Here is a 14696-nt window from a genome sequence, read left to right on the forward strand (position 1 = left end):
CAAACTTTATATGTCCATGCTACTATTTAGGTGTGTTAGATTTTGACCTATTTAACATGATCTCTAGCGTTAAAATCAAACGAGGCGTTATGCCAAAGTTTTATCTTTTGAGTCCGTATTCGGACCACTTACATATGTATGGGATGTCATTTATTAGAATGGCATCCTTTTTGTTTCTAATAACTATAAGTCGCGTAACCGTATGACTCTTTCAAATAAGCCAGTTGGAGATTGATAAATAACTTCAGCATTCGCAGTTAAAGTGAGCCCGCTTGACTTTTGAAGTAATCCTAACGGTGTACTGAGACCGATAATTTTTAAATCCTTCCGTGCAGCATTAGCATGAATCCCAGTAAAAATATCCGACAGCACGCTATCCTTACCAAGGATAGTCTTTTTATTTTCAACACACGTAAACGGTGGTAACTGCACAAACTTTTCACGTCCAGCCGTTAATTTTTCCCGATAATGGTTCATGTCATAAAGTGTAAAGTATCGATTAATTTGTGCAATTGTTTCATCAAATACTAAGTTCAAATTTTCATCACCGTTCTTTTGACGATTTGCGAAAGCCCGTTGAATTTTCAGCGGTAAGTATAATTGCTGTAAATTCAAATAATATTGATCAGACGATAGTGCAAATCGGTGTACAGTTTCCTTAATCGAATCCCTAAAGACTTGATTTATTTTCACGTGTGGTAAAACTACTTCAAATCCCAGGTCACTCTCCGACGATTTTTTACGCTTACCAACTTTAACTAGTGGCTTAATTACCTCCGCAACAGCTTGCTTCTCCGTTAAGCCTTGCTCACGTAACTGTCGAATTGATTCAAGATTTAACACCGAAATCTTAATAACTTGAAACTCAAAGTTACTTTTCTTTGGAACTTTCACGATGGCCATATAGCTAGTATTTACACCCGAATATCCGCCATAGATTGACATATCTAAATGCTGTTTTTTAGGAACACTATTTTTCTGACCGGCTTTATAAATAGTTTGATTAAACAAAGCACCATGTCTCTCATAAACCGCATGCGTAACTAAGATCCGCTTAAAATCATAAATTTTAGCTAGCGCCTGCAAATCATTATGCTGATGCCAAACAACCTCATCCGTTCCAGGTGCATAAATAATTTTTTGCTTTTCTAACGGTTTGATAAAATTAAAGTTTCTTAAACTAAGTTTGACTTTAGCAAATTTCCCATAGACGAAGAATCGTTCCATTTTTGGATACCGTTTTAAAAGATAAGTACCTAACAATGCTGTTAAATAAGCATCAAAAGCATGATGATAATCATTAATATCACGATTCTTAGGGAAATCAAACGCTTTTCTAAACTGATGAGTCAAACCCGCTTTAACAGAAACAATATTCGTATCTGGATATTGGTTTGCCAATAAACCCGCCGTCAATTTAATGACCTGCCGTGTTTCAACAAGTTGCCGATTAATAAAACCAGTCGCGTACTTATCAATATCACTTGACTTCATTTCCAAATGATTTAGTTTTCGCTGAGTAATTAATCCAAACGCTTTTAACTTTTCCCAATAATACTTATATTGTTCACCAAAAGCTTCAATCGGAAACCTATTTCCCTTCTCTTGATTATTTGCTCGTGTTGTTAATACTTTATTATCGAGCGAATCGTCCTTAATGAAGGATTGCGGTAAGATATGGTCGACTTGATAAACGCCCTTATTGATATTATCAATATTTAAATGTTGGTTTGAGTATAAATCCCGGCCGTTTTGCAAGAAATAGAGAGTTAACTCTTCAGTAAAAGTTGCCTTATCTTTCACCTTAGTTTTAAGCTCATCACGGACATTTTCATCCACAATCTCCTTTGCCAACTTGTCGTAAATCATCTCAATCTGATGTGATCGAGCCATCGTTCTTTGTCCGGCCTTACCGCCACCACGAGCAAATTCAATAAAAATCCGTTCCGGCTCCTGACCTCCCATTGCGTTTTTGATGTCTTCTAACACCCGCATGACTTGGCGAATCGCCTTTTTATTTTGTGGTGAAGTGTAAAAATCATCAATTACGTTAGAATACCCCGTATCGGCAATATCAGCTTCATTTGCCGTTTGAATTTGTTGCTTGATCTCTGGCCGGTTAACTAAGGTCATAAAGTTATTGTTAGTCTCCCACAGCAATTGAATAATTGAACGACCACTATCATCCCTTAGTTCAGTCAATAGTTTTTGTGATAAGCGTCCCCAACCACGGTACCGAATTTTACTCAACTTCTGTCGTTGCTTTTCCGTTAACCATCCGATGCGCTCTAACGCCGTTTTTAATATTGACGTATCTTCAAAAGCTGTCATCCATAAAACAATTTCCTCAATATCAGCTCGCTTTGTCTGATCAGCTAAGGCTTCCGGAAAAATTTTAATCAAGTCATTATAAGTTGTAAGCGCACTATTAAACTTCTTTAAATCAGCTAACCCCGTAATTTCTGGTAAGGTTTCAAACTTCCCGGTCGCTCGTAGATACTGTTGCAAATCTTTAATACTTACCGTCTTTTGTTTCATAAATAACTGTTCGAAAATCTTTTGTTTTAATTTTGGTGATAAATCGCAACCATCAGCTTTAACGTTATTTAACTCGTTTAATACCATAAACCGCTGGTAAAGTAAGCTTTGTTGTGGAAGGACGTCCTCACCAATCAAATAAGTATCAGTCGTTGTCAAGCGATTAATAAAGCGCATTGCTGATTTCTCGCGGTCCACCTTGTCATCAAAGTTCCATGGTGTAATTTCACCCGCATCTTTACGAACCATCCAGGCAAATTTAGCATGAGAAGTTTTCTTTTGATCCTTACTCGTAATTAGTGGTCCAGTGTAGTAAGGCACCCTAAACCCGACCAGTTCATCTAACTTATACGGAAACTTTCCACGACGCTTAGCGTTTGGATTCTCCGTTCCTAACCACGGGTAGTATTTTCGTTGATTAGCAATAATCTGATCCATTTCATTTTGATGAATCTGATAAGGAATTGAGCCATTGCGACTAGTCCGTAACTTGGGCATGAACTTTCCTAGGTCGATTTCAGACTCAATCTGATCCGCTAATTTATTTTTATTTAAGTCCGGCTTAAGCAACTTCTTTAGCCGATCCCAAAAACCAGTCTGCGTTTTATCCTTACCAGCAATATACTGATCGTAAGTTGCCCGCACCGCATGTCTCCGCTGAACATCATCTTGCGTATCAATATACTGTTTCAATAGCTTTAAGTCAGCTGCATGCTGATTATAGCGTGCAATCATACTTTGTGAAAAACTCATTCCTTCTGGAATAAGCCGCGCTAAATTAATCCCATTATAAAGCGCAATAACCGTTTCAATTAGCTCACTAGCTTGATTCGATAAATCCCCTTCAATTGCTGGTAAGTTGTCCTGACTAGTTCCCATCTCAAACGCCCAGTCTTTTTTTAATTCTGGATCAATTTCAGTTAACGTTAAAGTATCAACTTTAGTTTTAAAACCAACCAGAGCATTTCCTAATTCCGTGACAACGTTTTTTTGCCGCTTCTTTAATTTTTTATCAGACGTATTTACTTGATAAAGTAGCCCAATCAATTGCTTTTTTCGGTCCGACCCACTAGCATCCTTTGCTAATAACACTTGTTTCTGCTTCATCAGACTAGCTTCGTCCAACGTCAATACCAGGTTCAACTCAGGATCAATTTCATTAAGTAATTGGTTAATCGTTTCCAGCTTCGGTCCAATTTCTAATGGGACACTTTGATATTCTGCCGCACTCCCGCTACGTAAGAAATTTCCTCGATACTTTACAATGTGATGGATTGCTAAGTAAATTTCGCGAATGTCAAACTGCTTTTTTTCTGTCATGAGCGCATGGCGTAGATGATAAATAGTTGGATACTGTTGATAAAAGTCTCGATCTGTTCGATCATTAAAAAGTGTTTTTTTCAAACCGTTATTTTGCGAATCGCGCGGCGAAATGTTGGAATATTTACGTCGAGCAAAAAAGCCCGGGTCAATCCTGCTAATCGGCTGGTCAAAGATTTCACGCAATAATCGTAGCCGCCACTTTACCCGTTTTAATCGTCGACGCGTCGTTCGAAAACTACGCCGGTCAGCCGCAGTTTCCCCTTCCTTGAATAAACGTACACCAATCGCAACCTTCCCCTTAACACGCATTTGTCGACCGTTTAAATCAACCACTGTCCAGCCAACCGAACTAGTCCCAATATCCAACCCGACCGCATACTTTTTTCTCATCAGAATTCCCTCCAATAGTTAAAACTCAAACTTATTATCACCTATCCAGCATAGTTAATACAACCCAAAAACCGGTTAACTTAAAGCGCTTTCAAAAACTCCATCAACACCCGGTTAAACGCCCCCGACTGCTCCGCCATCACAATGTGGCCCGCGTCCGGCACGACCACACTTTGCCCGGCGGCCGCCATCTTCGCCGTTACCGCTGCAAAGTCCGCGTTAAAGTACGGTGAACGGGCGCCCGCAATGATTAGAAACGGCATCGATAATGCACTGATGACGTCGCGCCAATCTTGAAAGGCGTGATTAATCAACAACGGTAACGTCAACGCGCCGTCAAACGGGGCCTGCTTTTCAACCGCCTTCACCGCCGCGTAAGTCGCATCATCGATTTTTTTGAAGGTCGAGTGGCCCAACGGCTTTTTGAAGTAGTCCGGAAAGTCGCGCCACTCGACCTTTTTAAACCCGTACGGCCAGTCCGGTGTATTGATCATTTTAGGGGTCTGGTCAACGTCAATGACCGCACGAATTCCCGCATTACCGTACAATGACAGGTACGCAAACCAGGTCGAAGCGCCCATCGAATTACCTAATAAAATCGGCTGCTGAACGTCGCGCGCCACCATCAACTCGTGGGCGTCGATCGCGTGACGGCTCAACCGTAATCCCTTGGCCGTATGTTGCGACAAGCCCTGACAGCGCGCGTCAATATTAATCACCCGGTAACCCGCCCGCAGCAGAACCGGAATCTGGGCCCGCCAGATTTCCTTGGAGCCACCAAAACCAGTCAAAATGACAATTGGTTGCCCGCTCCCTTCATCCGTATAATCCAACGTAACTTGATCCGAAGTTGTAAATTGCATGTTTTTTCTCCTTTTTGAATGATTAGTCAAAATCAGCAGGCGCAAGCTTATTTAATTGTGCTAACCAGGTTTGACTCGCCGCATCGGCCTTTTCCGGCACCACCGTGACCGGTGTCAACAAGCTGGCCGCCTTGGCCCAATCAAGCGCCCCCGTCGTTGTCCGTAACCCTACTCGTAATTGATCCACCTGATCCGTAGTGACTTGCGCCAACTGGTCCCCAAACAAACCTAATAAGGCGTTAACGGCCAGTTGTGTCGTGAGTAGCCGTTGCCAACTGCTTGCGGTTAAAGTCGTCTTCAAGCTTAAAGACTGGGCCACTGGCACGGCTGGCACTTCCTTCATCAAAAATTGCTGAAAATCAACGATTTGCGCATCAATGATTGCATAGCCCTGCCACGGCAATTGGCGATTGAATTGTTGCAAGGTTTGCGTTGTCAGCGCCGTTACGTCCCACGGACTGGGGGTTGCTTGGGCCTGCTGAAACCATTGCGCCGTAAATTGTTGCATCGTTTTGCGCACCACTGGGCGTTGCTGCTTACCGCGCGTCAGGTGGTAACGCACCTGTAAAAATTCGGCCAGCGCGTCAACTGCGATCGTCCGGTCGGCGTGCGCCTGGTGCCGTTGCTTGAGTTGTCGCTGCTTTTTTTGGCGGCTGACCCGCGCGTAGTGTCCCTGTTTAACCATGTGTGCCACTCCTTCTAGTCTAATTGGCCTAATTTTACCGCAAAGCCGGGCAAAACAAAAAAGAGCCTGCGAAAAAATCACAGCCTCTTTAGCGGTTACAAGTTCTCCTCGGTATTTCCGTGGTACTTGTGGAAGTAAACGAACGTCATGATAATCAGGAAAACCACCCCAACCAAGATCGAGTAGCGGGTTTCCGGATTAATGAACATAAATAATAGGGTCAACGCGAGAAACGCGAGCGTTAAGTAGTTTGAAAATGGTGACAACGGCATCTTGAACGGGTGGTTAACCATCTTGGCCGCGTTTTGTTTCCGAAATTCGATCTGACTGACCAAAATAACGAACCACGGCACCATTCCGGGTAGCACACTTGAACTATACACCATCACGAAAATTTGACTGGCATCTTTAAAGAAGATTGGTAACACCACGTTTAAAACAATCCCGATAAAAATCCCGACCGAAATCGCAATCACCGCGTAAAACGGCACCCCGTGGCGGTTTAACAACGTCATCTTGCGGGGTAACTGGTGATTTTCCGCCAACGTGTAAGTCATCCGACTGGCACTGTAAATTCCTGAATTCGTTCCGGATAACGACGCGGTAATCACCACGAAGTTAATGATCGACGCGGCGGCCGTAATCCCGACCTTGGCGAAGGTTTGCACGAACGGGGACCCAATTTGATTCAATTGGTTCCACGGGTAAATGCTGACGATGACAAAAATCGCACCCACGTAAAAGATCAAAATCCGGGCAACCGTCGAACGAATCGCCTTAACTAGCGTGGTCTGCGGATTTTCCGCTTCACCAGCCGTTACCCCGATTAACTCAATCCCTTGGTAGGACGCCAGGACGATTGACAGGGCAAAGACGAAGCCCTTAATCCCACCGGTAAAGAAGCCGCCGTGTGTCCACAGGTTGCTAATACCAATGGCGTGCCCGTTATTGCCGATTCCGAAAATAATCAGCCCGAGCCCGGCAATGATCATCAAGATAATCGTAACCACCTTGATAAGCGAGAACCAAGTTTCAAGCGTCCCAAACATTTTAACCGACACCAGGTTGGCTAGACAGAGGAAGACGATTGCAAGTAGTCCGGGAATCCAGTCCGGGAGGTTCGGCCACCAAAACCGGCAGTAGCCCCCCAGCGCAATCATTTCACTCATCCCAACAACGACGAACTGGAAAACGTTACTCCAGGCCGTGAGATAACCAAACACGGGGTGAATGTATTCGGAAGCAAACTTGGCGAACGAACCGGTATTGGGATCGACGTATAACATCTCCCCAAGTGCCCGCATGATCAGGTATAAAAACGCCCCCGAAACAATGTAGGCAATCAATACGGACGGTCCGGTCCACTTGATCGTTGAGCCCGAGCCCATGAACAGGCCGACGCCAATCGTGCCACCTAATGCAATCATCTGCATTTGGCCCATACTAAGTTTTCTTTGCATAACTGACTCTCTTTTCATAAATTCAAAGAACAAGTTGTCAAAGTTGACAACACATAGCTATAATCTTAGCTAAAAAAGCAAGCAGACGCAAATTATTCCGCTAACCGGAAGGACCACTATGGGGGTGCTAGCAAGGCTTAACCCGCGTTCGTCAAATTTCGTCGACCGCAAGCCCCCTTTAGCCCGTCCCCCAAAATGCGTATAATATAGGGTAATTACTTTAGAAACGAGGTCGAAAGCATGGCAAATTATATTCAAGAAGTCCGGGCACTGGTCGGACACAAACCGATGATTTTAAACACCGCGGCCGGCATTTTAGTTGATGACCAGCAACGGGTCCTGCTCAATTTGCGGACCGACACCCATAATTGGAGTTTACCGGGCGGCTTTCTCGAGTATGGCGAAACCTACGCGCAAGCGTGCGTCCGCGAATACAAGGAAGATAGTGGCGTCGACGTAGAAATCGTCGATCACATCGGCATCTTTGACCGTGGTGAAACGACTTATCCCAATGGGGACGTAACGCAGACGATTGCGGCCCTCTACCTGGTCAAACCGATCGGGGGACACGTTTTAACTGAGGCGACCGATGAGACCGTTAAGTTGGACTACTTCGCTTTCAACCAACTCCCACCGTTGATGAATCAACAAACCGCGGACATGCTGACGGCCGCCGCCAACTGGCTACGGGCCCGCGCTTAGGCCGGTTAGTTGCCTAGGCATTAACCGTTCGTCACAAACGCACCCACCTGAATTGGACTAACCAAAGCAGGTGGGTGCGTTTTAAGGTATTTTTTTACTAATCAGTCAATATCCTGATGGTTCCAACTCTTTAAGAAGATTGGCAACCAATCGGGATTTTCCGGGGCCGCGTGCTTCCGCGGGTGTTCCGGATTGGCAATCACCGCCGCCGAATTAATCGCACTCAGCGGCACTTGTTCGAGATCAAAAGTTTCGTAGTTATAGAAGGCCAGGCAGCCGATTAAGCCAATATCGCGCTCGTGATCCGGGGTGGTCGTAAACAGCTGGACCGGATAACTCGGGTGGTTGACGATTCCGACGGTTGGGTCGTAATAGGTCAGCGCCAACAGCTCGTGGTAAACCGTCGCGTGAATCAGCGCTTGTAACAGCGTTTCATTGACCCCGGTCGTACTTCCGGCGGCTAAGTGGATGTACCGGCGATAATTCGCCAACGCGTGGTAGGCTTCGTCGCCCAACGTTACCCGTAACTTTTCAACCGTAATGTCCGAGATGCTCGGCGCTAACGGCTGACCGCCCTGATAATTTGGCAAGCCGGATACGAGTAGCGTTGCCAATTCCTCACGCGTCAAGGTAGCGTGCTTGCGAGTTGCCTGTAACGGCAAGTACGGGACGACCGGCGGCTTAGGAAATTGGAGCGCCACCCGCAGCGCCGGCTGGGTATACGGATTGCCATATGGTAGCCAACTCACCATAAAACTGGCGCCGTGGTGGGCCGCCACCGCGGCGACTCGGTAACTGACCTGCGCGTTACTGGCGTTAGCTTCTAAGTTATCGTTCAGCCCCGTCAGCGCCTTAGTGCTTAGCCCAACCGCGTAAAAACTCGTTGCGTCCGTTAGCGCAATTGCCGAGCTCTCTGGATCTTGCCACCGGTTGATAACCCGGGCCTCGCTTGAGGCGATCCGGCAACTGACCTGGCTCGGCGCACTGACCTGCGACCAATCTGGCGTAATCACGTAGCGCTTGCTGACAAAGAGGCGGTCGTCCGGCATTAGCCACGGGGACAGCGCGACGCACTGGTATGGGATCGGCCGGCCGTTGCAGGTGACCAGCAAGGTGCCCAGCGGCGTTTGCAAGCTGTGCTCCGGGAGCGTCCCCAAGGCCCCGGGTTGAATCGCCCGTAACCGCTGGCGAATTAGGAGCGGAGCCGTCAATTGGCTCGCATCCGTGGCGGTGGCCGTCACCCGCCACAGTTGAATTTGGACCCGTTGCTGCTTGCGGTCCAACTTAGTGACGGTGCCGTAAAGCAATTCCGACTGATCCAGTAATTCCGCGTACGCCTGATTTTGGTAGCGGGCAACGTAGCCAATTTGGGCGTGCGCGGTTGACCACACCGAAATGGCGTTTTGGTCGTGCTGATTATCCGGCTCGCGCTGCAGGAGGACGACTACGCCCACTTCCAATGCCGCTAGCGTTTTGGCACTATTTTCCGCGTAACGTTCACCAACCACGTTCACCGTATCTAACGCAACGACCGGCAAGTCCGTCGCTTGTTTAGTTATCTGAACAATTTCGTTTGCACTCACGATGGCTACCGGTTGATCACTCTCACGTGGTTGCGCCAAGTAACGCCGCCCCTGGTCGAGCACGGCCAAAATCCGGTACGTTTGCGCGTCCGCCGTGGTAATTTGCATCCCTACTTCTACTGCTTGTACGATCGGTACCAACCCCCTCGCTTAACTTACTCTCATTATACGAAAGCTTGCTCCTTCATGAAAGCCTTAACAAAAATTCCCGTGAACCGCCCCCAGTTATAAAATGAGACTGTGACCTTGGTCGCAGCCTCTTGTGTGTCTTCGAACGTTAATAGCCGAAGCGTGTGCCAAAAGTCAACCGACTTTTGACACACGCTCTAAAGTTAGTTAGTCCGTTTGCCGATCGCGGAAAACTTGTTGGCCCGCCTGACGTCCAAAAACGACCGTTTCGGCGATCGAGTTACCACCAATTCGGTTATTGCCATGCAAACCGCCAACGACTTCCCCCGCCGCGTACAGGCCGGGGATGACGTGCCCGCTAGTATCAAGCACCTGCGTTTCCGCGTTAATTTTCACACCGCCCATGGTGTAGTGAACCGCCGGGGCGATCCGGATTGCCCCAAACGGTCCGGTCGTCAACGCGTGCAATCCCGTCTGACGGTTAAACGCACCATCATTTTCCGCGGCTACCGCCTGATTCCAAGTGGTTACCGTGGCCGTTAAGTTCGCCGCATCTAAATCTAACTGCGCAGCTAACGCCGGAACGCTTGCCGCGGTCGTCACCAAACCCACGTGGTCGTAAAAGTTAATCGCCGGCACCCGCGTCCGTACCGCTTGATCAAAAATCAGCGTAGCGTGCCGGGTCGGTAACCCGTCAATTGCAGCGGTCACGTTTTTGCGGGTATCCAATTCATTGACGAACCGCTTACCGGTTTGATCAACTAAAATTGCGCCCTCGCCCCGGACGGCCTCACCAATTAAATAGGCGTGGTCGGTTTCCTGTTGAACGGTCGGGTGAACTTGAATCTGGTCCATATCCACGAGTTGCGCGCCCGCCCGTTCAGCTAATTGCAACCCATCCCCGGTTGCGCCCGGTTGATTCGTCGTTCGGTAACCAGCTAAGTCGGGCCGGTAACGCGTAATCAGCTCCGGATTCGCACCGAAGCCACCGGTCGCTAAAATCACGCTGCGCGCTCGAATCAGCCGCGTCTGCCCATCCGTCAACCGCACCTGCGCGCCGGTGACCCGAGCATCGTGCCGGTGCAAATCCGTCACCGTGACGCCCGTAAATAATGGAATCTTAGCGGCCGCAACGGCCTTCAGCAATTGGGTAACTAAGAAGCCCCCAATCGGCGCCAAACTGCTTGGGCGGTGCGTCCGCGGTACCCGCATCCCCCCGGTAATCGTCAGGTCGTCCAGTTGGATAGCATGTGCGGCCAACCAGTCAATGGCGAGCGCCCCGTGACTCGTAAAGTACGCTAATAATGCCGGGTCATTTTGACCACCACCGCCGGCTAGCGTTTCACGGTAAAAATCCGTGTAACTGTCCACCACGTGGTGCTTTAATTGCACCAGCGTTTCGGCGGCGTTCATCCCGGAAGAGGCCCGGGTCGTGTTCCCACCAATCTTAGTCATTTTTTCTAAAATTACCGGGTGTAACCCCAGTTCATGGGCCTGTAACGCACTCACGAGCCCGGTACTACCCGAGCCAATAATAACGACGTCGTACTGCGCAGCCAGCGTTGCTTCGGCGCTCGGTTCAAAGTGAAAAGCGGTTGCCATCTTGTCATCCCCCGTTGTTTTTCAAGTTATGTAACCAATGTTTCACGTGAAACATTGGGCGTGAGGTCCACCACGTGCATGCAACCCCGCGATTAATTTTACCGTATTTTAAGCGCAACTGCCGTTATTTACAAGCGGCAATCCACTGCGCAAATAAGCGCGCCTGAACACTGTCGGCTTGCTGCATCATTTCGGGGTGCCACTGGACACCCAGTTGTAAGCCACCGGCCGTTGCTTCAATTGCTTCCACCACCTGGTCGGGGGCGGTTGCAACCGTTTGAAACCCGGGTGCAATTTTCCGTAACGTTTGGTGGTGAAACGAATTGACCGCCACCTTGGTCGCCCCCAAGTAACTCGCTAACACGGAGTCCGGTGTTACGGCCACGTCGTGAATCCCGTAAGCCGCTAGCTGCCCCTGCATATGTTTCAGCACACCCTGACCGCTCGGCATTGCGCTCACGTCCTGATACAACGTCCCACCGTAGCAGACATTCAAAATTTGGACCCCGCGGCAAATTCCTAAGATTGGTTTGTGGACGGCGTGCACCGCCTTGATCAGCGCCAGTTCGTAAGTGTCCCGCTCGGGGTCGATCCCTCCTAGTTTCGCACTAGCGGCCTCACCGTACGTCGCGGGCGCAACGTCGTGCCCACCGCACAGTAGTAAACCATCAATCACCGGGACGTAACGGGCAATCGTTTCCGGGTCAGTCGTCACCGGCAAAATTAGCGGCACCCCGCCATTTTCCGTTACCGAGCGTAAATAATCGCGGTTAACGTAGTCGCGCTGCCGGCCGGGAAACATTTGACTGTCCACGATCAACGTCCCGGGTGCGATTCCAATCATTGGTTTAGCCATTCCAATTCCCTCTTTCTCAAAAAAAGCCCCGGCCAAACGGCAACCGGGACTAACAGTTAAAGTTTGATTAAAATCACCTTAAAACGCGAACCGTTAAAAGTCAACTACGAGACTTATTGCGCGGCCCGGCGCATCAACGCGACCGTTTGCGCGATATCCGGACTCTGCGCAATCATTGAAATGACAGCGGATCCGGCCGCCCCGGTTGCGGCAATTGGTGCGAGTTGGTCTTCAGTAATTCCGCCAATTGCCACGATGGGCCGGGTACTGGCCGCCACGAGTTGTTGCAGGCCGGCCAGACCAACAACGGGGTCGGCATCGGCTTTCGAGCTGGTCGGAAAAATTGGACCGCTTCCTAGGTAAGCCAGGCCGGCGATTTGATTGGCCGCCCGCACTTCAGCCAGCGTGGAACACGATAACCCGACAAACAACCGCCCGTTAACGCGGTTCAAAACGTCAACAATCCGGTCATCTTTCTGCCCAACGTGGAGCCCGTCCGCCTCGAGTAACAGGGCTAGCGTCACGTCATCGTCAACGATGAAGGGCACCCCGGCTTGGTGACAACGGTCGCGTAAGCGCAACCCCAACGATAACCGTTCGGCGGCCGTTAACCGGCTCGTCCCCTTATCGCGGTACTGAAAGGCCGTGATGCCCGCCGTCAGCGCAGCTTGCAAAACGGCTTCGAGGTCGCGGTCCCCGACATCTTGGGTCCCACAAACAAAGTAGGCTTGTAACTGGCTTGCATCAAATTCAAGCGTCATGGACGGTCACCTCCCGGCTCAGCGGTGCCCAGTGATTCAGCGGACCGTGGCCATGGCCCACTTGAATGGTATCGCGAATCGTACCGGTAACGTAAGCCTTGGCGGTTTGGATGGCTGCCGCAACGTCTACGCCCTTCGCGAGTTCCGCCGTAATGCAGGCCGACAACGTATCCCCGGTGCCGTGGGTGCGAACGGTATCCGTCCGCGGCGCCGCCAGCCAAAAGGCCGTGCCATCAGCTAAACGGACGTAGTCGTTCGCCATCTGTGGGTCGGCGCCGTGGCCGCCCTTAATGATCACGTTCTGAGCACCCAGCGCTTGCAACGCCTGCCCGGCGCGCACCATGCCGTCAGCATCGATAATGGTTAGCCCGGTCAGCCGTTGTGCTTCCGGCAAGTTCGGGGTGACCACCGTGGCTAACGGGACCAGTTCGTCACGGACGGTCGTAATCGCATCGTCCGCTAACAAGGCCGCACCGCCCTTAGCAATCATGACCGGGTCAACCGTCAGCGGGCCAAAGTCGTAACGCTTTAAATTCTCGGCAACGCAGTGGACGTGCTCGGCGTCCGCTAGCATGCCCGTTTTGCACGCCAAAATCTTCAAATCATCCGCCAACGACGCACACTGTTCATCAATTAATTTCGGGGGGAGCGCCATAAAGTCCTGAACCCCGCGGGTATTTTGGGCGGTCACCGCCACCACGACCGCCGTCGCAAAGACGTGCCGCATTTGCATCGTTTTCAGGTCCGCCATCACGCCGGCACCGCCGCCACTATCAGTCCCGGCCAACGTTAACGCTTGTGGAAATTCATTCATTCTTAAAGTTCCTCCCTATTCTAATTTTTGAATTGCGGTTAGCTCTGGACCACTAACCAAGCTGAGTTTATCAATCAAATCAATGCCGAAGGTCGCCGGCCGGTTAGCCGTCAATTGCCGCGCCACTAACTCACCGCTCGCCGCAAAAACGAGGCACGCGGTTTGGGCCGCTTCAAACGGATCGGTACTGACCGCTAAAAAGGCCGCAACGATGCTCGATAACAGGTCGCCCGAACCGACGTGGCGCTGAAATAACGGCGTACCGTTCAGGACTTTCGCGACCCGCGTCCCATCCGTGATCACGTCGGTCGGTCCCGACAAAATCACTATGCAGTGAAACCGCTGTGCGCAAGCCCGTGCAATGGCAACCAAGTCCCCATTCCCGGTCCCCGCGTCAATGCCCCGTGCCTGCCAGTCTACGTCCGCCAACGCGGCAATTTCACCGGCATTCCCGCGAATCACGGTCACGTCCAGCGCGGCTAACAACTCAAGTGCGACCCGCTTGCGGTAAGTGACCGCCCCGACTGCGACCGGATCGAGGACCACCGGTTTCTGATACTGGGCGGCAAACTGGCCGACCGCGTGCATCTGCGCCACCTGTGAAGTCGTCAAAGTTCCGAGGTTCAAGCAAACCGCCCCCGCTAGTTGTACGAGTGGTTCAGCTTCCTGAACTTCGGCCGACATGATTGGTGACGCTCCCAGCGCATTTAAGCCGTTAGCCACGTCTTGAATGGTCACCAAATTAGCCAAGTTTAAAACGATCGGGTTGCGTTGCCGTAGTTCACTTAATAAATTAATTGCCATTCCGTTTTCCTCCTTAGCGCGGGCGCACGGTTTAAAAAAACGACCACCGATCAACGTGCATGATCCAGTGGTCGCCCCCTTTGACGCCGACACTTTCCCTACGCAAGTCTGAACTTACAGGTTCAAAGGGATCGGCACACTCAGCGCCGTCTCAGCCCATTTTTGGACACCCCTAGTGTTAGAAAT

The 14696-nt window shown here is 49.9% G+C and carries 11 protein-coding genes and 1 riboswitch; of the genes, 1 reads left to right on the forward strand and 10 read right to left on the reverse strand.

Going from position 1 to position 14696, the window contains the following annotated elements; all coding sequences use genetic code 11:
- Positions 1-183: 183 nt before the first annotated feature.
- The 4 genes from cas9 to FFM79_RS04850 all read right to left on the reverse strand — a co-directional run bounded on the left by cas9 (position 184) and on the right by FFM79_RS04850 (position 7259).
- Positions 184-4251, reverse strand: a complete 4068-nt coding sequence (gene cas9 / locus FFM79_RS04835) for a type II CRISPR RNA-guided endonuclease Cas9 (protein ID WP_137642347.1) — start codon at positions 4249-4251, stop codon at positions 184-186.
- Between the two features lie 80 nt (positions 4252-4331).
- Entirely contained in the window at positions 4332-5114 is a 783-nt protein-coding gene (locus tag FFM79_RS04840) for an alpha/beta fold hydrolase (RefSeq protein WP_137642348.1), read from the reverse strand.
- A gap of 22 nt (positions 5115-5136) precedes the next feature.
- Positions 5137-5799, reverse strand: a complete 663-nt coding sequence (locus FFM79_RS04845; protein ID WP_137642349.1) for a hypothetical protein — start codon at positions 5797-5799, stop codon at positions 5137-5139.
- A 95-nt stretch (positions 5800-5894) separates the two neighbouring features.
- Positions 5895-7259 carry an amino acid permease gene (locus FFM79_RS04850; protein WP_137642350.1) on the reverse strand — a complete coding sequence of 455 codons (1365 nt, stop codon included), beginning with the start codon at positions 7257-7259 and terminating at the stop codon, positions 5895-5897.
- A gap of 240 nt (positions 7260-7499) precedes the next feature.
- Here FFM79_RS04850 and FFM79_RS04855 point away from each other — a divergent pair, with 240 nt between their 5' ends.
- Positions 7500-7961 (forward strand): NUDIX hydrolase, encoded by a 462-nt coding sequence (locus FFM79_RS04855; protein ID WP_137642351.1) that lies wholly within the window; start codon positions 7500-7502, stop codon positions 7959-7961.
- A 101-nt stretch (positions 7962-8062) separates the two neighbouring features.
- On the opposite strand, the gene FFM79_RS04860 is transcribed toward FFM79_RS04855, so the two are convergent.
- The 6 genes from FFM79_RS04860 to thiM form a co-directional block, all read right to left on the reverse strand.
- Positions 8063-9652 (reverse strand): HIRAN domain-containing protein, encoded by a 1590-nt coding sequence (locus FFM79_RS04860; protein ID WP_137642352.1) that lies wholly within the window; start codon positions 9650-9652, stop codon positions 8063-8065.
- Between the two features lie 228 nt (positions 9653-9880).
- On the reverse strand, positions 9881-11275 hold the full coding sequence (locus tag FFM79_RS04865) for a flavocytochrome c (RefSeq protein WP_137642353.1): 1395 nt from the start codon (positions 11273-11275) through the stop codon (positions 9881-9883).
- Between the two features lie 124 nt (positions 11276-11399).
- Positions 11400-12131, reverse strand: coding sequence for a gamma-glutamyl-gamma-aminobutyrate hydrolase family protein (locus FFM79_RS04870; protein WP_137642354.1), 732 nt, complete (start codon positions 12129-12131; stop codon positions 11400-11402).
- Between the two features lie 113 nt (positions 12132-12244).
- Entirely contained in the window at positions 12245-12892 is a 648-nt protein-coding gene (thiE, locus tag FFM79_RS04875) for a thiamine phosphate synthase (protein WP_137642355.1), read from the reverse strand.
- The gene (thiD, locus tag FFM79_RS04880; protein WP_137642356.1) at positions 12882-13706 is read right to left on the reverse strand and encodes a bifunctional hydroxymethylpyrimidine kinase/phosphomethylpyrimidine kinase; all 825 of its coding nucleotides are present in this window, start codon (positions 13704-13706) and stop codon (positions 12882-12884) included. Before thiD ends, thiE begins: the two co-directional genes overlap by 11 nt.
- Before the next feature lie 15 nt (positions 13707-13721).
- Positions 13722-14510 (reverse strand): hydroxyethylthiazole kinase, encoded by a 789-nt coding sequence (gene thiM, locus FFM79_RS04885; protein WP_137642357.1) that lies wholly within the window; start codon positions 14508-14510, stop codon positions 13722-13724.
- A gap of 77 nt (positions 14511-14587) precedes the next feature.
- Positions 14588-14694: riboswitch (TPP riboswitch) on the reverse strand.
- Between the last annotated feature and the right edge of the window lie 2 nt (positions 14695-14696).

The organism is Lactiplantibacillus modestisalitolerans, from assembly GCF_005405425.1.
GTDB lineage: Bacteria > Bacillota > Bacilli > Lactobacillales > Lactobacillaceae > Lactiplantibacillus > Lactiplantibacillus modestisalitolerans.